This is a genomic window from Providencia sp. wls1922 (assembly GCF_009706505.1).
Taxonomy (GTDB): domain Bacteria; phylum Pseudomonadota; class Gammaproteobacteria; order Enterobacterales; family Enterobacteriaceae; genus Providencia; species Providencia lanzhouensis.
Window position 1 is genome coordinate 1 of the sequence record NZ_WLUG01000087.1, and the last position, 20,780, is coordinate 20,780.

Annotated in this window: 19 protein-coding genes and 1 riboswitch; of the genes, 7 read left to right on the forward strand and 12 right to left on the reverse strand. The window is 44.1% G+C overall.

Annotation, left to right across the window (positions count from 1 at the left end):
- Window positions 1-7 precede the first annotated feature (7 nt).
- The 3 genes from GKR71_RS09480 to rhlE form a co-directional block, all read right to left on the reverse strand.
- A complete protein-coding gene (locus tag GKR71_RS09480) occupies window positions 8-256 on the reverse strand; it encodes a GlsB/YeaQ/YmgE family stress response membrane protein (RefSeq protein ID WP_154634208.1) in 249 nt (82 codons plus the stop codon).
- A gap of 182 nt (window positions 257-438) precedes the next feature.
- The gene (dusC, locus tag GKR71_RS09485; protein ID WP_036949744.1) at window positions 439-1,398 is read right to left on the reverse strand and encodes a tRNA dihydrouridine(16) synthase DusC; all 960 of its coding nucleotides are present in this window, start codon (window positions 1,396-1,398) and stop codon (window positions 439-441) included.
- On the reverse strand, window positions 1,398-2,819 hold the full coding sequence (rhlE, locus tag GKR71_RS09490) for an ATP-dependent RNA helicase RhlE (protein WP_108479400.1): 1,422 nt from the start codon (window positions 2,817-2,819) through the stop codon (window positions 1,398-1,400). The genes dusC and rhlE overlap by 1 nt, the downstream gene beginning before the upstream one ends.
- A gap of 289 nt (window positions 2,820-3,108) precedes the next feature.
- Here rhlE and cecR point away from each other — a divergent pair, with 289 nt between their 5' ends.
- The 5 genes from cecR to GKR71_RS09515 all read left to right on the forward strand — a co-directional run bounded on the left by cecR (window position 3,109) and on the right by GKR71_RS09515 (window position 8,882).
- Window positions 3,109-3,807, forward strand: coding sequence for a transcriptional regulator CecR (gene cecR / locus GKR71_RS09495; protein WP_036949750.1), 699 nt, complete (start codon window positions 3,109-3,111; stop codon window positions 3,805-3,807).
- Between the two features lie 65 nt (window positions 3,808-3,872).
- A complete protein-coding gene (gene hlyD, locus GKR71_RS09500) occupies window positions 3,873-4,865 on the forward strand; it encodes a secretion protein HlyD (protein WP_154634209.1) in 993 nt (330 codons plus the stop codon).
- Between the two features lie 8 nt (window positions 4,866-4,873).
- On the forward strand, window positions 4,874-6,631 hold the full coding sequence (locus GKR71_RS09505; protein WP_108479398.1) for an ATP-binding cassette domain-containing protein: 1,758 nt from the start codon (window positions 4,874-4,876) through the stop codon (window positions 6,629-6,631).
- The gene (locus GKR71_RS09510) at window positions 6,628-7,767 is read left to right on the forward strand and encodes an ABC transporter permease (protein WP_154634210.1); all 1,140 of its coding nucleotides are present in this window, start codon (window positions 6,628-6,630) and stop codon (window positions 7,765-7,767) included. The genes GKR71_RS09505 and GKR71_RS09510 overlap by 4 nt, the downstream gene beginning before the upstream one ends.
- 8 nt (window positions 7,768-7,775) lie before the next feature.
- Entirely contained in the window at window positions 7,776-8,882 is a 1,107-nt protein-coding gene (locus GKR71_RS09515) for an ABC transporter permease (RefSeq protein ID WP_154634211.1), read from the forward strand.
- Between the two features lie 81 nt (window positions 8,883-8,963).
- Here GKR71_RS09515 and GKR71_RS09520 read toward each other — a convergent pair whose 3' ends face one another.
- The 5 genes from GKR71_RS09520 to moaA all read right to left on the reverse strand — a co-directional run bounded on the left by GKR71_RS09520 (window position 8,964) and on the right by moaA (window position 12,008).
- Window positions 8,964-9,671: a Bax inhibitor-1/YccA family protein gene (locus GKR71_RS09520; RefSeq protein ID WP_154634212.1), complete on the reverse strand. Its 708-nt coding sequence runs from the start codon at window positions 9,669-9,671 to the stop codon at window positions 8,964-8,966.
- Window positions 9,672-9,824: 153 nt separating this feature from the next.
- A complete protein-coding gene (moaE, locus tag GKR71_RS09525; RefSeq protein ID WP_036949766.1) occupies window positions 9,825-10,277 on the reverse strand; it encodes a molybdopterin synthase catalytic subunit MoaE in 453 nt (150 codons plus the stop codon).
- Between the two features lie 2 nt (window positions 10,278-10,279).
- Complete coding sequence (gene moaD / locus GKR71_RS09530; protein ID WP_036949767.1) at window positions 10,280-10,525, reverse strand: molybdopterin synthase sulfur carrier subunit; 246 nt, start codon at window positions 10,523-10,525, stop codon at window positions 10,280-10,282.
- Entirely contained in the window at window positions 10,522-11,001 is a 480-nt protein-coding gene (gene moaC, locus GKR71_RS09535; RefSeq protein ID WP_154634213.1) for a cyclic pyranopterin monophosphate synthase MoaC, read from the reverse strand. Before moaC ends, moaD begins: the two co-directional genes overlap by 4 nt.
- Window positions 11,002-11,027: 26 nt before the next feature.
- On the reverse strand, window positions 11,028-12,008 hold the full coding sequence (gene moaA / locus GKR71_RS09540) for a GTP 3',8-cyclase MoaA (RefSeq protein ID WP_036949769.1): 981 nt from the start codon (window positions 12,006-12,008) through the stop codon (window positions 11,028-11,030).
- Window positions 11,998-12,133: riboswitch (molybdenum cofactor riboswitch) on the reverse strand. (Overlaps the previous gene by 11 nt.)
- 731 nt (window positions 12,134-12,864) lie before the next feature.
- On the opposite strand from moaA, the gene GKR71_RS09545 reads away from it, so the two are divergent.
- Window positions 12,865-13,773 (forward strand): gluconeogenesis factor YvcK family protein, encoded by a 909-nt coding sequence (locus GKR71_RS09545; RefSeq protein ID WP_036949771.1) that lies wholly within the window; start codon window positions 12,865-12,867, stop codon window positions 13,771-13,773.
- 63 nt (window positions 13,774-13,836) lie between these two features.
- On the opposite strand, the gene pgtA is transcribed toward GKR71_RS09545, so the two are convergent.
- From pgtA to GKR71_RS09560, 3 genes are read right to left on the reverse strand one after another with little or no spacing between them, the layout of a single operon-like run.
- Window positions 13,837-15,084, reverse strand: a complete 1,248-nt coding sequence (gene pgtA / locus GKR71_RS09550; RefSeq protein ID WP_154634214.1) for a two-component system response regulator PgtA — start codon at window positions 15,082-15,084, stop codon at window positions 13,837-13,839.
- Entirely contained in the window at window positions 15,077-17,083 is a 2,007-nt protein-coding gene (gene pgtB, locus GKR71_RS09555; RefSeq protein WP_154634215.1) for a two-component system sensor histidine kinase PgtB, read from the reverse strand. The genes pgtA and pgtB overlap by 8 nt, the downstream gene beginning before the upstream one ends.
- Entirely contained in the window at window positions 17,080-18,309 is a 1,230-nt protein-coding gene (locus GKR71_RS09560) for an ABC transporter substrate-binding protein (RefSeq protein WP_036949777.1), read from the reverse strand. The genes pgtB and GKR71_RS09560 overlap by 4 nt, the downstream gene beginning before the upstream one ends.
- A 400-nt stretch (window positions 18,310-18,709) precedes the next feature.
- On the opposite strand from GKR71_RS09560, the gene pgtP reads away from it, so the two are divergent.
- Window positions 18,710-20,089 carry a phosphoglycerate transporter PgtP gene (gene pgtP, locus GKR71_RS09565; RefSeq protein ID WP_154634216.1) on the forward strand — a complete coding sequence of 460 codons (1,380 nt, stop codon included), beginning with the start codon at window positions 18,710-18,712 and terminating at the stop codon, window positions 20,087-20,089.
- 71 nt (window positions 20,090-20,160) lie between these two features.
- Here the strand turns inward: pgtP and GKR71_RS09570 are convergent.
- The coding region (locus tag GKR71_RS09570; RefSeq protein ID WP_154634217.1) for an Rpn family recombination-promoting nuclease/putative transposase at window positions 20,161-20,780 on the reverse strand (620 nt) is incomplete at its 5' end.

The following is a 20,780-nucleotide window of genomic DNA, read 5'->3' on the forward strand; positions in this document are numbered from 1 at the left end:
AGAAATGCTACTTAATAAACATTCCCGCAAGGAATAGCACGACAATGGCGCCGATCACGGCAACAACAAAACTACCGAAGTTAAAGCCATCCACCTTGCCTTTACCAAAGAATGTGCTGATGTATCCCCCGATAACCGCCCCGACGATCCCCAATACAGTCGTCATGATAAAACCCATTTGATAGGTTCCAGGCATTAACCATTTAGCTAAAACACCTGCGATTAAACCAAAGATAATCCAAGCAATAACGCCCATTTGAGGCCTCCAATATCTCTGTTGCTCTAAATTTCCTAGCACGATAACTTTGTTACACGATATAGACTCTTTAATCATGACATACGGTAATGACAATATTTTGAATTAATCACCACCATACTAGTCACCACCATACATAGTAATTAAAGACCTAATCTCAAATTTTGGCAAATTTCATCATGTTAAGATGATACGACAGAAAGCTGCTCCACATGTAGCGCAATAACATCCGCTATTTGCTCCGCCGTTTTCAACGCTCTCACTTGAGAAAACAGTTCATCCGCCTGCTGATACTCTTTACGTAAATAACTCAGCCACTGTTTGATACGAGCTGCATGGTAATGCCCTGTATCACCCAGTTTTTCTAGTTCCGTATATTTAAAGAGTATTTTCCCGACCTGTTCCCAAGGCATCTTCGCGACATTGTGTTTGATCACACGGCTCAAATTCGGCGTATTTAAAGCACCTCGACCAATCATAATCGAATCGCACCCAGTGATTTCCATACAGCGTTTAGCACTTTCATAATCCCAGATTTCGCCATTGGCAATCACCGGAATCGACAGTTTCTGACGAAGCTCACCAATCGCCTGCCAGTTAATACATTCCGCTTTATAGCCATCTTCCTTTGTACGCCCATGAACCGTCAGTTCGGTCGCCCCGGCTTGCTGTACAGCATCCGCAATTTCATGAGCAAATTGGCTGCTATCCCAACCCAAACGGACTTTCACAGAAACGGGTAAATCTTTCGGTACAGCCGCTCGCATAGCTTTAGCGGCGTGATAGATAAGCTCTGGCTGCTTCAATAACGTCGCACCGCCACCGCTGCCATTTACCGTTTTTGATGGACAACCGCAATTGAGATCGACGCCCCAAGAGCCTAATTCAATTGCGCGGTTGGCATTTTCAGCCAACCACTCAGGATGTTGCCCTAATAGCTGCACCCGCACTAACGTTCCCGATGGCGTTCGGCTACCTTGTTGCAATTCCGGGCATAACCGATAAAACGTTTTTGCCGGCAACAAGGTATCGACAACTCGCACAAACTCAGTAATGCACAAGTCGTAGTCGTTCACCTCACTCAATAATCGGCGAACCAGAGAATCGAGTACCCCTTCCATCGGGGCGAGTAGCACACGCATTAGCTATCACTACGCCCTTGTCTAACTCGCTTCTGTGCATTTTTCCACGGTGAACCTGAAGTGGATTCAGACTGACCTTTCTCGGAATTCGCATTTTGACGACGAGGACGGCTTGAACCTTTATTGCTATTATTGCCTGAATGATTGCTGCGCTCACCGCGGCTATCCTCAGAGCTACGGCGGTTGTCAGAACCACGACGGTTATCAGACCCGCGGCGACTATCAGAACCACGACGATCATTACGCTGAGAAGGCTTTTGGATCGGCTCAGCTTTGATTGACGGGTCTGGCTCGTAGCCTTCAATCTCCATCTGTGGGATGGATTTTTTCAATAATTTCTCAATATCTTTAAGCAGTTTCGCTTCATCGATACACACCAAAGATACCGCCATACCCGTGGCTTCCGCACGTCCAGTACGACCAATACGGTGAACATAATCTTCCGCCACATTAGGCAGCTCAAAGTTAACCACATAAGGGAGCTGTTCAATATCTAAGCCGCGAGCCGCAATATCTGTCGCCACTAAGACACGGATATCCCCGGATTTAAAATCAGCTAAAGCACGGGTACGAGCGCCTTGGCTCTTATTACCATGAATCGCCGCCGCTTTGACACCATCTTTGTTTAAGTGCTCAGCTAAGCGGTTAGCGCCATGTTTGGTACGCGTAAATACCAGAACTTGCTGCCAGTTTTCACGCCCAATCATAAACGAGAGTAACTCAGCTTTACGTTTTTTATCCACTAAATGAACATACTGCGTTACTTGCTCAGAAGCTGAGTTGCGCGGAGCCACTTCAATGGAAACTGGATTGTTCAATAACTTGCTCGCCAACTGTTTGATCTCATCAGAGAACGTCGCGGAGAACAGAAGATTTTGGCGCTTTTTAGGTAATTTCGTGATCACACGGCGAATATCGTGAATAAAGCCCATATCTAACATACGGTCAGCTTCATCCAAGACGAAAACTTCAACCTGCGATAAATCCACCGCGTTTTGATGTTCCAAGTCCAATAAACGACCCGGTGTTGCGATCAACACATCCACACCACCACGCAGTTTCATCATTTGCGGGTTAATACTGACGCCACCGAACACAACAAATGAACGAATTCTCAAATGACGGCTATATTCTTTTACATTTTCAGCCACTTGAGCCGCAAGTTCACGGGTCGGGGTTAAAATCAATGCGCGAATAGGACGACGGTTATTACCGCGTGGATTGTCCACCAGCTTTTGCAAAATAGGTAAAGTAAAACCCGCTGTTTTACCCGTACCTGTTTGAGCGCTGGCTAATAGGTCTTTGCCCGCTAAAACAGCAGGAATAGCTTGTTGTTGAATAGGCGTAGGACTTTCATAGCCTAATTCATTAATGGCACGCAAGATTTCCTCGTTTAACGCGAGGTCAGAAAAACTAGTCAAATTAATTACTCCGGGCTCCACCGCTTCAATTTACTGGGCAGCTCTAGGGGGGAAGATTCGATATTCAATAGAAGAAAAGCGCAAACTGCCATGCGACACGCAAAAATTCTACCATCATTTGACCATGATAAATATATTAATTTAGATTGATGAATAAACTAATACAAAATCTGCTTTATATAGTATATATACGTACACAAAACTAAAGATACATCCGTTTTCATCCTGAACAATGAATAAATGCCAACTAAGAGCATGCTAAAAATTATTTAATTCTGAATCAAAAGGAATGTTTATGAACACAAATTCGTCGCCAACATTACGCGGAGAGAGCGCCAAACTCCAACTTCTTCTCGCCGCTGCCGATGTTTATGGAGAACAAGGTATCGACGGGGCAACCACCCGCCAAATTGCCCAAGCATCTGGGCAAAATATCGCAGCTATTTCCTATTATTTCGGATCTAAAGAAGGGTTATATCTCGCGGTTGCTCAGCAAATTGCCAATAATATCAAAGAGAGTTTCGCTGAAACTATCACTCAAATAGATAACTTTATTAGCCAACCCGCAGAGTCACAAATTCCTGAAGAAGCGCTCGAATTACTGAAAAAAACCATTATTTCGTACAATTTTTTCCAACTTAAAAAAGAAAACTTAAGCTTCTCGCGCATTCTAGCTCGCGAGCAGCTGAACCCAACCGAAGCGTATGGATTGATCCACGAACAAGCGTTAGGACCCATTCACTCACGGCTCAATCGCTTAATTTCTATTTATATCGGCGCCGACCCTAATAATCTAGCGACCTTGATCCACACGCACGCCATTTTAGGTGAAACCCTCTCATTCCGCATTGCGCGAGAAACCTTACTCAGACAAACCGGTTGGAAGCACATCAACGAAAGCGAATTTAAAATTATTAATCAGGTTCTTATTGAGCATATCGACATTTTATTATTGGGGTTACGTCATCGCCAACTAGCAGAAAAGTGATATGATATATGGATTAAATTAAATCATAATCCTGAGTAATGTTTTATCCGTCACTAAGGTTAGCTATGAACACAAAACGCCGTGCATTGGTTATATTACTGCTTATCATGCTGATTGCCACTATTGCTGGAGGCTATTATTATCAGTCACTTAAGGATAAGACATTCGCCTTATACGGGAATGTGGATGTGCGCACAGTTAACCTTAGTTTTCGAGTCAATGGTAAACTCGCCTCTTTAGATGTTGATGAAGGGGCGAAAGTCACTGCTGGGCAACGACTTGGTAAATTGGATGATGCGCCGTACATCAACGCGTTAAATAAAGCTAAAGGGCTGCGAGATAGCGCTAAAGCACAGTTAGCACTCAAAGAGAAAGGCTACCGGACACAAGAAATTGCTCAAGTCGAATCTGAAGTCGCTCAGCGTCAAGCCGCTTGGCAATATGCGGATAATTTTTACAAACGTCAGCAAGGTTTAGCGGCACAAAAACTGATTTCTGCCAATGACTTAGATAATGCCAAAAACAATCGAAATCAAACGCTTGCCGCATTAAAAGCTTCCCAAGATAAACTCAACCAATATCAGAGCGGATTTCGCCAAGAAGAGATAGCAGCAGCCCGAGGGGAATGGCTACAAGCAGAAGCTGCCGTTGCTCAAGCTGAGCTTGATCTCTCAGACACCCAGCTTATCGCCCCATCTGACGGCACAATCCTGACTCGTGCCATCGAACCTGGCACCATCATTGGTGCAGGTAATACCGTTTTTAGCGTGACATTAACTCACCCTGTTTGGGTGCGAGCCTATGTGAGTGAAGCTCATTTAGGTGATGCGGTTCCTGGTAGTAAAGTCTTACTCTTTACGGATAGCCAGCCCAATACCCCTTACCATGGTACGATTGGTTTTGTCTCCCCTACGGCCGAATTTACCCCAAAAAGTGTACAAACACCGAATTTACGTACCGACTTAGTCTATCGATTACGAATTATTGTCGATGATCCTAACGATAAACTGCGTCAAGGAATGCCTGTCACCGTTGAATTTGCGACACCTCAGCAATAGGGCGCATTATGGCTCAGCAAGATATTCACTCATCGAACAGCGTGATTTCATTAATAAACGTCGAAAAACGCTTTGTTGGGCTAAATAACCCTGCGGTTGAAAGCCTAACTACCGAAATTCACGGCGGCTCCGTGACGGGGTTAGTCGGCCCCGATGGTGCAGGGAAAACGACGCTAATGCGCATGCTGGCGGGGCTACTCAAACCCGATTCAGGGCAAATCCACTTAATGGGATTAGACCCTATTAAAGACAGTATCGAAGTGCGGGCAAACCTCGGTTATATGCCGCAAAAATTCGGTTTATATGAAGATTTAACGGTTCAAGAAAATCTTGATTTATATGCCGACCTGCGCGGCGTTATTGGTGAAGAGCGCCAACAAACTTATAAACAATTACTCGCATTTACTAGCCTAGCCCCATTTACTGCTCGCCTTGCCGGTAAGCTTTCAGGGGGAATGAAACAAAAATTGGGACTCGCCTGCACGCTATTAGGTAAGCCGAAAGTTTTACTGCTGGATGAGCCGGGTGTCGGCGTAGATCCTATTGCTAGGCGAGAACTTTGGCAAATGGTGCACACCCTTGCTGACGATGGTATGTTGATCCTCTGGAGTACATCGTATCTGGATGAAGCAGAGCAGTGCAAAGAGGTGCTACTACTCAATGAAGGCAAACTTCTGTATAGCGGAAAACCCGAGCAACTCACCCAAAAGATGGCGGGACGCTCATTTTTACTCGATGTTCCTCCAACACAAAAACGCACCATTCTACAAAATGCCTTAGTGTTACCCGAAACCACCGATGGCGTGATCCAAGGGCGCTATATTCGCTTAATTTTAAAACCTCATGCATCCCAAGAGAATTTACTTAATGCGTTAAATATGAGAGATCAAACGCTGATTGAAGCCCAGCCACGCTTTGAAGATGCGTTTATCGACCTTTTAGGTGGCGGACCATCCCATCGTTCTGAACTCGCAGCTATCGTGCCACAAATTCCACCCGCTCCCAATGAAACCGTCATTGAAGCCCGCAACCTGACCAAAAAATTCGGGGATTTTGCCGCGACGGATACCGTTAACTTTCAGGTAAAACGGGGTGAAATTTTTGGATTATTAGGGCCTAACGGCGCAGGCAAATCCACTACCTTTAAGATGATGTGTGGATTAATGAAACCCACGGATGGACAAGCTCTGGTGCTTGGTATGGATTTAAAAACCAGTTCAAACAAAGCCCGTCAGCACCTTGGGTATATGGCACAAAAATTTTCCCTCTACGGCAACCTCAAAGTTGGGCAAAACTTAAAATTTTTCTCCGGTGTATACGGTTTGCATCATAAACAACAAGCCACCAAAATGCAGGAGATGATCAACGCGTTTAATTTTACTCCCATTATCAGCCAGATTACTGACTCACTTCCGCTAGGTTATAAGCAGCGCCTTGCCCTCGCCTGCTCACTGATGCATGAACCGGATATCCTGTTTTTAGATGAACCCACTTCGGGAGTTGACCCGCTAACTCGGCGAGAATTTTGGCTACACATTAATGGTATGGTAGACAAGGGGGTCACCGTCATGGTCACCACCCACTTTATGGATGAAGCGGAATATTGCGATCGTATCGGGTTGGTTTATCACGGAAAAATTATTGCCGCAGGCACTCCAGATGAGCTAAAAAAACAGGTCGCCAGCACAGAAAATCCGAATCCATCCATGGAAGATGCCTTTATTGAATTAATTTTCAACTACGATAAACAGCGGGAGGCACAATGAAGACAACCGCCTCTGGTTTTTCATGGCGCAGGCTGAAAGCCCTCTGTTGGAAGGAAAGTAAGCAGATAGTTCGAGACCCCAGTAGCTCCTTAATAGCCATTGTTATCCCACTGATGCTGCTATTTATTTTCGGTTATGGGATCAATCTAGACTCCAGTAAATTACGAGTGGGTATCCTAATGGATCAACAAAGCCAACCCGCTCGTGAATTAGTCGATACCTTTACCGGCTCTCCCTTTATTGATGCCACCATTAGCGATAATCGCAATTTATTGATTAATAAAATGCAAGCGGGCGAAATTCGCGGCATTGTGGTGATCCCCGTCAATTTTGCAGAGCAACTTTCTCGCCTTGATGGACATGCGGCAATCCAAGTGATCACCGATGGAAGTGAACCCAATACCGCCAATTTTGTGCAAGCCTACACCAAAGGGGTTTGGCATACATGGCTTATCCAACAAGGTGAAAATCAAGGTTATCCCACCGACCCGCTTATCGAACTCAATATGCGCTATTGGTTTAACGAAGCGGCACTCAGCCAACATTTTATTATTCCAGGCGCCATTAGCATCATTATGACCGTCGTAGGTGCCATTTTAACTTCACTGGTGATAGCCCGAGAATGGGAACGGGGCACCATGGAAGCACTGCTTTCCACCCAAATCACTCGCACTGAATTACTGCTTTCCAAATTATTGCCCTATCAAATTCTTGGATCGTTCGTCATGGTGCTGTGTATGTTGGTGACGACCTTCGTGCTCGATATTCCTTATCGTGGCTCTTTATTGATTTTATTTGTGATAACCAGCCTCTATTTGGCCACCGCATTAGGAATGGGATTACTGATTTCAACCATTACCCGCAACCAGTTCAATGCGGCAATGGTGGCACTGAATGCAGCCTTTTTGCCTGCCATTATGCTTTCAGGGTTTATTTTTGAAATTGATAGCATGCCAATATTTATTCAAGTAGTGACTTACTTCATTCCCGCTCGCTACTTTGTCAGCAGCTTGCAAACCTTATTTTTGGCGGGAGATATCTATCTGGTGTTATTCACCGATTTCTTATTGCTGATTGCTTCAGCGATATTATTCATTGGCTTAACGGCGCTGAAAACGCGTCGCCGTTTGGATTGAGGTGAACTATGTTTTATCGTCTTTACACCTTAATTATGAAAGAGTTGCAATCACTATTGCAGGAAAAACAGACGCGAATTATTTTAATCATGCCTGTCATTTTCCAAATGATCCTCTTCCCACTGGCGGCGACCTTAGAAGTCACTAACACCACCATTGCCATTTTTGATCAAGATAATGGCGAGCATTCCATTGAGCTCACTCAACGCTTAGCAAAAGCCAGCGCATTTTCCCATGTGCTGTTACTGAAAAATGAACCTGAGATTCGAGAAACGCTAGATAACCGTAAAGCCTTGTTAGTCGTCCGTTTTAATCAAAATTTCAGCGCTGATATCGCTAGCCATCATACCGCAAATATGATGTTGCTATTGGATGGACGAAACTCAAATAGCTCCCAAATAGCGGCTAATTACATTGAACAGATAGTCACGCAATATCAGCAGGAGCTCACACAAACCCAAGTGCTACCCAATAACAGTGAACTGATTGTCCGCAACTGGTACAACCCAAACTTAGACTATAAGTGGTTTATTGTGCCTTCATTAGTGGCATTGATTACGACGATAGGAGTGCTGATCGTCACCTCGTTGTCTATTGCAAGAGAACGAGAACAAGGAACCCTCGACCAACTATTAGTTTCGCCGCTAACCACATGGCAAATCTTTATTGGCAAAGCGATTCCTGCCTTAGTCGTCGCCACTGCACAAGCAACATTGGTGCTAGTGATTGGGATTTTTTGCTACAAAATCCCGTTCGCCGGTTCACTATTGCTGTTCTATGGCACGATGATTTTTTATGGTTTATCACTCGTGGGATTTGGTCTGCTCATCTCCGCATTGTGCTCAACTCAGCAGCAAGCGTTTATTGGCGTGTTTGTGTTTATGATGCCCGCAGTGTTGCTATCCGGTTATATCTCTCCCGTCGAGAATATGCCCGTTTGGCTACAGGATATTACGTGGGTGAATCCCATCCGCCACTTTACGGATATCACTAAGCAGATTTACCTTAAAGATGCTGATTTTTCCGTGGTATTTCATAGCTTATGGCCTCTTCTGATTATCTTCCTGGTAACCAGCTCTCTGGCTTATTACTTATTTCACAAAAAAATCGCTTAACTGCCAGATAAAAACCATAAAAAACCCCGCAACAATTAACTTATTGCGGGGTTTCATATTTTCAATCAGCTTGATTAGTAATTAACGGCGGTCACCGAAAATACGCAGTAACATCAGGAACAGGTTGATGAAATCTAAGTACAGAGATAACGCGCCCATAATGGAGTACTTACGCATATTTTCTCTGTCATCTTGGTTGATTTGCTCACCCATCTCTTTGAGTTTTTGAGTGTCATAAGCAGTTAATGCAGCAAACAGTAATACACCACCGTAAGTGATCACCCAGTACATCATAGAGCTTTGCAGCCAGATATTAACCAGAGAAGCGACAACCAGACCAATCAGCGCCATAAACAGGAAGTTACCCATCCCTGTTAAGCTACGCTTAGTTGTGTAACCGTAGAAGCTTAACGCGCCGAACATCACTGCGGTAATGATGAACATCCCAACAACAGACTCACCAGTATAAACCGCTAAAATAACGGAGATAGTTAAACCAGTCAGTAATGCGTAAAGCATAAACATCCCAGTTGCAATCGCACCGCTCATTTTAGGCAGTAAGAAAGACAGCCCCATCACTAAACCAAGTTCAGCGATGATCATTCCAAAGAACAGAACTTTGTTAGTTGCGATAGTGAAAAACAGACCGCTGCTTAAGGAGTACCAAGCAACAAAAGCTGTCAGTAATAACCCGACAGTCATCCAACCGTAGACTTGCGACATAAATGCCTGAACGCCAGTGCTGGCATTCTGGACAAGAGAATCATTACGTTGATCAAATTGACCCATGATGGTTACCCTTCCATTTTAAGAAAAATCGACCCAGCAAAACCACCAACAGAGTAATCCTTACTGTGATCGGACAAATTTGTTCCAAAGTTTATCACAATATTTTGACATTACCATTCGGCTTATTCGCATTTTCCGCGTAACAGTTTAAGACTACCAACGGTTTGCAGAAGCTTCATCACTCTCTTTGGCTTCCACCCAGCGTTCATTATCAGGGAGAGACTCTTTTTTCCAGAATGGTGCTTTGGTTTTCAGGTAATCCATTATAAATTCAGCCGCTTGGAATGCTGCATTGCGATGTGCGCTGGTCACGCCTACGAATACAATTTCTTCACCGGGTTGTAAGGTACCTATCCGGTGGATCACACTCACGCGTTGCAGTGGCCAGCGCTCGCGAGATTGCATCACAATGTCCGCTAAGGCTTTTTCTGTCATGCCAGGGTAGTGTTCGAGAGTCAATGCCGCTACGCTGTCCCCTAAATTATGATTACGGACTTTACCTGTGAATGTCACTACGGCGCCATCACTGTCACATTCAGCAAGCCACGCATACTGCTCGCCAACACTAAAATTCTCGGTTTGTACCGCAATATGGGTATTGTCCATGGTCATCCCCCTGTAACTGGTGGGAAGAAAGCCACTTCATCGCCCGCATTCAGGGGATGGTCCGCAGAAACAAACGATTGATTAACCGCAGCTAATAATTTGCCATCTTCCAAAGCCAGCGCCCAGCGATCACCTTTTTGAGTTAATGCTTGGCGCAAAGATTCTACGGTTGGGTACTCCGCTGCTAACTCTAAGCGGTCAGTGCCAACTAACTCACGAACTTGAGCAAAAAAGAGGACAGTGATCATGCTTCCACCTTAAAATAACCGGACTTTCCGCCCGTTTTTTCTAATAAACGCACAGGCCCAATAACCATATCTTTTTGTACCGCTTTGCACATGTCGTAGATAGTTAATGCTGCGACAGAAGCCGCCGTTAACGCTTCCATTTCGACACCCGTTTTCCCTGTTAATCGGCAACAAGTTTCGATGCGTACACGGTTATGGGCTTGCTCAGCTTCTAGGGTGACTTCCACTTTGGTCAGTAGCAAAGGATGGCACAGCGGGATCAACTGCCACGTATTTTTTGCCGCTTGGATCCCAGCGATACGTGCCGTCGCAAAGACATCCCCTTTATGGTGACTGCCATCCACAATCATGGCTAAAGTTTCTGGGTTCATCGTCACAAACGCTTCTGCGCGTGCTTCACGGACGGTTTCCGCTTTGGCTGATACATCAACCATGTGCGCCTCGCCCGACGCATTGAGGTGGGTCAGTTGGGACATAATTACTCCTGAAAATCAAAAAGTTATTAACCGCCGATAACGGAAAGATTCGGGGTGATCCCGCTGTCGCCTTGGTGAAGGAAATGGGTTTCTCGCTTAGACATTAAGCCACTCTGGATACGTGCTTTTAGGGCTTCATTCTGGTTTTCATCGCCCAGTAAATCACGCAGTGGAATGCCATTTTCACCAAATAAACACAAATGCAGATTGCCTAAAGAAGAGACCCTGAGACGGTTGCAGCTTTGGCAAAAATCCTTCTCGTACGGCATGATCAGCCCAATTTCCCCTTGGTAATCAGGGTGACTAAAGACTTGGGCGGGACCGTCGCTACGAGAACGTGGCTGCATATACCAGCCTTCTGCGATAAGGCGATCACGAACGGTTTCACCAGACACATGGTAACGTTGGAATAGGCTGCTGCCTTCCCCTGTTTCCATGAGTTCAATAAAACGCAGTTGAATTGGACGGTGTTTGATCCAATTGAGGAAAGATTTGAGGGCGATATCATTGACGTTTTTCATCAAGACCGCATTGACTTTAACTTTTTCGAAGCCAGCATCAAATGCAGCATCAATCCCTTTCATGACTTGGAAAAATTTATCTTGCCCAGTGATCGCCGCAAATTGGCGAGGGTCAAGGCTATCCACACTCACGTTTACTGCATTCAAACCAGCATCTCGCCATGCTTGCACATCACGAGCCATCCGATAACCATTGGTTGTTACGGCGATTTTTTTGATGGAGTTATTTTCTTTGATAGCGGCAATGATATCGGTGAAATCTTTACGCATCGTTGGCTCACCGCCAGTGATACGGACTTTTTCAGTCCCTAACTCAGCAAAAGCGCGGCTCACTCGACGGATTTCATCAAGCGTCAGAAATTCATGGCGACCACTCGGTTTGTAGCCATCAGGCAGGCAATATGTGCAACGAAAGTTGCAAACATCAGTGATAGATAAACGAAGATAGTAAAATTTTCGGTCAAATTGATCGACAAGTTGCTGCATATTCACACCTTTCCAAATACGGGAGATGCAGACATTTCTATCTTGCACCCTGGTGACTCAAGGTCACGGCCAGAGCATCATATTCAGGAGAACTTAGACACAAAGGCTAGGAGTTTTATCTGGAACCCCGTGAGCTGATTAAGCCTAAAGAGTTAAGACACTCATCACTGGGTTCACTTATTTTCTGTAAGGATTTTAGCCCATTGCAAATGAAAAAGCGAATCCAAAAACGATATATAACTTAATATACAACGACTTACAGAAAACAACCGCTATGCTCAGAAGTCCTTATTATTACGGATAATTTTTTGCTATTTCCATGTGATGATAAACGCCTATCTGTCAATATCTCGTCAAAATGAGGTTAATTCTGTGCACATTGTTTGTTGTAGATCAGTTTTATCCCGCGTTTTTTGATAGATAACCCTAAGAATCCATAAATATGATGTCTCGAATTACTGAAATGACTACATCACCATCGAATCATTATCGAAATGAATCAAAATGACACCTAGAGGGTAAAATACGCACTTAAATTCCGCGAGTTCAAAAAATATTAATTCCTGTTACCCCGCAATAAACAGCGCTATTTAATCTGATTATAGAAAGCGTTGATAATCCCCCATCTATATCCTTTATTTTCATACCGTTCTAGTTAATTACGCTTAGCTACATAATCAAGAAATTTGTGATACCGATCGAGAATATTCTCTTTTGTTGTTTTTTATCACAGCAAGTAAACTTCAGATGGTGTTTTATGATAGATTAGCGCCAATTTTGTTTTAGCACTGATTCTAGATTGATAATTTAGCTAGATTGACAGTTTAAATAGATTGATTGTTTAAATAGGAACACTATGCCAAACCGTAGTTTGACAAATCTTAATCACGTCGTCGCCCTTGGGGGCGGACATGGACTTGGTCGAGTGATGTCTTCTCTCTCATCTTTAGGCTCCCGTTTAACTGGCATTGTCACCACCACGGATAATGGTGGCTCTACAGGGCGAATTCGTCGCTCTGAAGGAGGAATTGCTTGGGGTGATATGCGTAATTGCTTGAATCAGTTGATTACTGAGCCATCTATTGCCTCTAAGATGTTTGAATATCGATTTGCAGGTACAGGGGAATTATCAGGACATAATCTCGGTAATCTAATGCTGAAATCCCTTGACCATTTAAGTGTTCGCCCACTTGAAGCCATCAATTTAATCCGCAATATGCTGAAAGTGGATGCGCAATTAATCCCGATGTCTGAATCACCGGTAGACCTGATGGCTATTGATGATATGGGAAATGAAGTCTACGGTGAAGTTAACGTGGATGCTTTGCAGGAGTTACCGCAAGAATTGCGTTTATACCCTCCCGTTAAAGCGACCAGCGAAGCCCTTGATGCTATCCATCGAGCAGATTTGATTTTAATCGGCCCCGGAAGTTTTTTTACCAGCTTAATGCCCCTGTTATTACTCGATGATATCGCCTGCGCCCTGAAAGAGAGCCAAGCGCCGATGGTGTATATCGGTAATTTAGGGAAGGAAATTAGCACCTCCGCTGCCAGCCTCACACTTCCTGAAAAACTAGTCATGATGGAGCGTTATATTGGACGAAAAAAAATCGATGCGGTGATTGTAGGGCCACGCACCGATGTCACGACAATCCGCCAAGAACGCAAAGTGACTCAGCGAGTATTAGAGGCTGATGATATTCCTTATCGCCACGATAGAAACTTACTGCTGAAAGCCATCGAAGAGACCATTCCCCTTCTGTAATTCACTGAAATTTTAAGTTGCAGGTCAATCCCTGCAACTTTCTCTCTATTTATCTCCAATAATTTAAGTCCGATAATGGTGCTTGTCTAATCCGTACTTTTTCATCCGTAAATAGAGTTTTTTCCGTGGCATTTGCAGATATTCCGACACATCGTTAATTCGTCCTTGATGAATATTCAGAGCTTCCGTAATAATCTGCCGTTCATAATTTTCAATTTGTTGATCTAATGCCGTTGGCGCTACCGACGTTAATAACGGATTCGCTGTCTCCCCCATTGGCATAATGCCAACCGCGTACAGCTCCGCTGCGTTGGCTAACTCCGTTACATTTCCAGGCCAATGACGACGACTCAGTTTTTTGATGAAAGACTCATCCAGTTCAGGCAATTTCTGATTCAATCGAGTACAAGCCAGCTCTAAATAGTGTTGGAATAAAACCGGAATATCCGCTTTACGCAGGGATAACGGTAAGCAATTCACCTGAGTTAATGAAAAATAATAATAAAGTTCTGCAATAATCTGCTGCTGTTTAGTCAAAGTAAGCAGCGGCTGATCCGAGATCCCAATCAAGCGAAATTCCCGTTGGTCTTGCTGTAAATGCTGAACCAAATAACGCTGTTGGTTCACAGGGAGTAACTCAATATTCTTAATCACTAATGTTCCTGAGCGTGCCTCAGAGACCCATGTTTCAACAGGCACTTCTTGCTCATTTAATAATGTTTTGATCACCAATGGCGCTTGCTGTGGTGTGCTAATTTGATGCAGATAGCGCGCTAAGTAAGTGCGACCACTCCCTAACTCTCCTTGTAAGAACACTGCGGCAAGGGTTTCCGATAACCCTTGAAGCTGCCCGCGAACTTGTAAAGACCACTCACTGCTCCCTACAAAATTGAGCATCAATTGGTTTTTGCCCCACCGGCGCTGCAATACACGCTGTTTCCGTGCCGCCAGCGCTTTGGCAACTTGCTCTAAAAGATATTCTGGGTTAATGGGTTTTTGTAGAAAATCCCATGCCCCCATTTTGACTGCTTCCACCGCCATTGGTACATCCCCATGCCCGGTGATCAAAACCACAGGGAGATGTTTGTCTTTAGCGAGAAATAGTGTCATCAGCTCGATGCCCGAACATTCCGGCATACACACATCGCTAAGAACAATGCCGCACCAATCGCGGTGAACTAACTCTTTTGCTGTCAATGGGTTATCACATGCATAAACTCGGTACCCTGCTTGTTCGAGTAGCAGACAATACGCTTCCAATACATCTTTATCATCATCAATCAGCAATATGTCATGGCTGTCATCAAGCATCTTCAAGTACCTTTTTAAATTCTAAAATTACACACCCATTTCCACGCAGTGTAGAAGCGATTCTCAACTCACCACAAATTTGCTGCATAATCGATTGGCTAATGGATAACCCAACCCCCAGCCCAATCTCTTTGCTTGTCGTAAAGGGTTTCATTAATGTATCAGCTAAATGCAGTGGCCACCCCGTCCCGTTATCACACAAGCTCAACAGCAACTTATCAGCGGTTTCGCTGTAATCAACGGTAATTTCAGCCTCTGTGGGGCTGGCATCAAGCGCGTTAGAGAGCAAGTTAACCAACACCTGCTGAATGCCAATTTCATCCCCCAGCACCTTAGGCAATATATCCGGATAGCTTAATATCACTTTGCGGGTTTTATGTTGAAGCTTCAGGACATCCCAAGCGCTTTGAATTGATTGGCGTAAATTCACAGGCTGTAATTGCTCATTATCATCACGCTTACGAGCGAATTGGCGTAATGACCGCACAATGCCATCCATTCGAGCCACAAGTTGTTCTGACTTATTTATCGCCATCAACGACGTGTCATTATCTTGCGCTGGTAACCCTTTTTTCGCCATAAACAGGTGCATCGAGAGAGCATTTAGCGGTTGGTTAATTTCGTGGGCTAAGGTGGTCATCGTCTGCCCCACGACGGCGAGTTTTGCCGTTTGGATCAGCTCGTTTTGCGTAGTTCGTAAGTTTTCCTCTATTGCCTTACGTTCTGCAATCTCTTGTTCTAGCTGGGTTTTCTGTTGATTGATTTGAGCAATACTGCGCTGTAACAGCGTGCCAATTCGCCCTAACTCATCACGACCTTCGACAGGAATATGGGTCGTCAAATCCCCAATACTGATCCGAGCCACTGCTTGGTTTAATGCGGTAAAACGTTTGACCAAACGAGGACGAATAAACAGCATATTGAACAGCAATACCAACAGTAATGCCAACCCTGCGGTAATAATAATAATTGTGCCACTCCACGACATAATGTTCGCTAAACGCTGGTTTAGCGTTTGTAGCTGAAAGTGGCTGCTCCCAAGTTGCAAATCAAGCTGAGAGCGAAAATCAGCCAAAATTCGCTCTTTTTCGGTCGTCGCTTCATTTAAGGCTCTTTTCGCCGTTTGATAATTTTGCAGGACTTCAAGCATTTGGTTATCCGAAAGGCCGATATCTAACAACTCATCGATGGTTTGACGCAGCGTCACTGAACTTGGATATAAATTCAACGCCTCTTCATTGGCAGCTAAATTCGTTTTTAAGTACCCTAAATAACGGGCATAGCCGTTAACATCGATGGGCTCATCAAAAGCATCATCCCCTTGAATATCCTTCAAGCGCCCCGTCAAAATATTGGTGATCTGCTCTTCCAAACGCGCCAGTGTATAAATTAACTGCAACTCTCCTTGCACGTTACGTAGCCGACTTTGTAACCCTTTGGCTTGAAGAGGATCTTGCTCAATTTTGTCCAGTAAAGAGCCTTGTTGTAGGCTAATATCTTGCGATAACGAGTTGAGCTCCGTACTAAAATCGTCATGTAACCAGTTGATCCGAGAAGATAATGTATTAATTTTTTCCCGTGCTAAAAACAGGGCATATAGTGCCTTATCCAAGCGCTGTAAAAGATCCTGACTTTGGGTCAAAATGACAGAGATTTGCTGTTGATCCTGCCCATTCAATTGCTGATTAAAAGCGGCTATTTGCGCTAAATGTGCGGTGATCTGATTGCGTAGTTGTAATCTCGTCGCTGTATTTGGCGCTTTTAAAAATTCGTTCAATTCATTGACTAAGGTATTTAGCTGCCCTTCAATCAAAAATGAAGCCTGCATTTTGGGAAAATAGTCTCCAAGTGCGTAGCGGATCTGCTTATTTTGCTCTTGCCATGCATATAAGCTGACGCAACTGACGATCAGTGTCATCAAAGCGCCCGCGATAAAGGCGCCACGTAAAATAGCCGTAATACTGAAGCGCCCCATCAATTTCACTATCGATGTTTTCATTTAATCGCTTCCAATACACTGATGGCTTGACGTTGCTGTTCCTGAAAGAAATGCTGCCAGCGCATATATTCCTCTTCCGCTTTGCGATTATCTTCAAAACGCGAATAATAAGCAGGATCTTCACTTTCTTTCGCACTGACTGGCATCGCCGTCAGTAGCGCTCGAACCTCTGGTAAAGAGTGCTTTAGCTTAGCTTCCGCCATATACACCGCACGCCAAGCATCTTTCGATTCCGTTAAACGAAACGTGATCGCCGCATCAAACAGTTGTTGAACTAATCGCTGGCGCTGTAATACCAACTGGACATCCAGCGGTTTAGGCGAATCTAATAGCTGGCTTTGCTGCGCTTTTCGAGGGTTGTCATCCTCAAGAGGAGTAACTGGGTATTTCCCTGTGCTGCTGTCTGCAAACACTTTTTGCCCTTGTTCACTGAGTAAAAAATCAATCAGCTTTCGCGCATTCTCTGGCGCTAAACTATGGCGAGTGATCGCAATAAACGTCGGCGATGTGGCTGAATCAGGCAGATAGTGAAACTCGAGTTCAGGGTCAGCTAATAGCACATTCGCGTAGTTATCAATAATCGGTGCTGCCCCACCTAGCCCCACTTTGATTTTATCGGCTACCCCAAAACTGCGTGATGATACAGTGGCTAAATTCCCCGACATTCCCAGTAAAATGCGCCATCCATCTTCCCATCCCCGCTGCTGTAATAACGACTCAATCATTAAATGATAGGTATCAGAACGAGATGGACCGCTTATCAGTAACGAGCCTTGATATTGGCTATTTGTCAGGTCATCCCATGTCTTAGGAATGGGTAATTTGTTTTGCTCCATCCACTTTCGGTTGGTCAAAATGCCATATCCAGAAAATGCCACCGCAGCAACGGAACCTTTTAAAGATTCAGGAATTAAGCGCTGGGAATACTCAGGAATATCCGGCAATGCACTCAACCGATTATGCTGCTGCAAATGGTGCATCAGCATCGGCGAGGAGGTCAGAATTAAATCGACATTTTCCAAAGCATCGGTATCTAACAAGCGCTCTAATGAGGCACTGGTTCGATTAATCGTGCGGATGGGTATTGCATCCTCTCGCGCATTCCAATTCGTGACTATCGCTTGTGTCGCTTCGGGTGAGAATGTTGTCGCTATCACCAACTCATCATTTTTCGCATGGCTAATTCCCACGCTGTTTAGCAAGATAATAAAAAAACAGAGCCGCATTATCAGTGGACGAATTGGTGTTATTAATCTCATAAGCGTAGTCATCCCCTGGGTAGATGTGATTCATATCAAAGAAAGTAACAATAATGTGAGTTTGTCAAAAAGTGCATTTGAGACAAATTTTACCCTTTTCGGATTTATGAGCACACGACAAAACTTACCCGCTTTATTCTCATTGTTACGCGATTAAATCAACCCTTAGTTGCGCGTTTTTTGAAATCCATTCCCGTTAATTTATGAATGGGTCAATTTGACTCGTCACTATACAAAATTGGGTCAATTTTGACCCAAACCCTTCATATTGCGATATTTTTTCAACAAGAACATGATGAGTCTGTCAGAAATAAAACGACAAAAAACATCAGGGAATTTCTTTTTACTCTATTTCACAGGTGAACCTATGCTGTCATTTTTAACGCCAGCCACGGCAAAAAAACAAATTGCACCAGAAAAAGTTCCTGCCGCCTATAAACGCTATCGCGTTCAAGCACTACTCAGCGTGTTCTTAGGTTATTTGGCTTACTATATTGTCCGTAACAACTTCACGCTCTCTACCCCGTATTTGAAAGAAAACTTAGATTTAAGTACCACCCAAATTGGTCTACTAACTAGCTGTATGCTCATTGCTTACGGGATCAGTAAAGGCGTGATGAGTAGCCTTGCCGATAAAGCCAGCCCAAAAGCATTTATGGCATTTGGTTTGATCCTTTGCGCCATTGTCAACTTCGGAATGGGGTTTAGTAACGCATTCTGGTTATTCGTTGGTTTTGTAGTGCTTAATGGTATGTTCCAAGGCATGGGTGTGGGTCCGTCATTTATCACCATTGCAAACTGGTTCCCACGTCATGAACGTGGCCGTATCGGTGCATTCTGGAATATTTCTCATAACGTGGGTGGTGGTATTGTTGCCCCAATCGTCGGTGCTGCTTTCGCCGTATTAGGCACTGAGCACTGGCAAAGTGCGAGTTACATGGTTCCCGCTTGTATTGCGATTTTATTTGCAGGAATTGTGTTGGTATTAGGTAAAGGTTCCCCAAAACAAGAGGGTTTACCTGCGCTTGACCAAATGATGCCAGAAGAAAAAGTGATCCTGACTTCAGCGCAAAAAGAACAATCACCGGAGAATATGAGCGCCTTCCAAATTTTCTGTACCTATGTACTGAAAAACAAAAATGCGTGGTATATCTCTTTCGTTGACGTCTTTGTGTATATGGTACGTTTCGGCGTGATCAGCTGGCTACCAATCTACCTGCTGACAGAGAAAAACTTCTCTAAAGATCAGATGAGCGTTGCATTTTTATTCTTCGAATGGGCAGCGATTCCATCCACTTTATTAGCTGGTTGGTTAACGGACAAACTATTTAAAGGTCGTAGAATGCCGTTAGCTATTGTTTGTATGACACTGATTTTCTTCTGCCTCATCGGTTACTGGCAGAGCCAATCATTAGCTGTCGTCACCTTCTTTGCAGCAGTAGTTGGTTGCTTAATCTATGTGCCTCAGTTCTTAGCATCAGTACAAACAATGGAAATCGTGCCAAGCTTCGCAGTTGGTTCAGCCGTCGGCCTACGTGGTTTTATGAGCTATATCCTTGGCGCAACATTAGGTACTAGCTTATTTGGTTTCGTGGTTGACCGTATGGGTTGGCATGCAGGTTTCTATCTGCTCTTAGGGGGGATTGTTTGCTGCATTATCTTCTGTGTGCTGTCCCACTTAGGCGCATTGGAACTTGAGCGTAACCGTCAATCGGTAATAGCAAAAGGTCAGTTAGCTAACGCTTAATCTCGCTAAGAAAATTCAACTAAAAATATGACTGAGTTCAATTTCTCACTGAACTCAGTTTTCTTTATGTATTAATACATTGCTTCGATTTCTGTCGGGGATAAGCCTGTAATTTGACTAATAACATCAATGTTTAAACCTAAACTTAAGCTGGTCAAAACTTGGGCATAAGTGCGTTGTTTGGCCTTCTCCTGCTCTTCTTGTCGAGCTTCTTCTCGCCCTTCATTTCTTAATCGATCAGCAATTGTCATAACGGTCTCCTGATATCCTTCTGTTTTCTCTATTAATGTTTTGACTATCTTCTTGTATGTCGGCGTATCCATCACACTAAACAGATAGTTGATGATTAAAATAACGTCGTCGCGATGGTTTTCGTTCTCATGGATCACCTGCGCTAAGCGTTTTGACAGCACCATAAGGTCATCTTTCAGGGATGAGTGTTTGAGAACTAACTCCAACGCCGCAACTTTTCGGTGATTCACAAGTTCATCATCACTTGCCACTGTTACATCCACTAACGGCAGTGGATTACAATACAAATCATGCGCTAAATCAGACCACTCAAAGCAATCTGTCCATGATTGGGAATAAGGATAAGGGGATTGATTTCCATGATAAAACAAGATGGGAACCACCAGCGGCAAGGTTTTATGTCCTTGTTGTAAGTGTTGATTCATCGCGCAAAATGCAT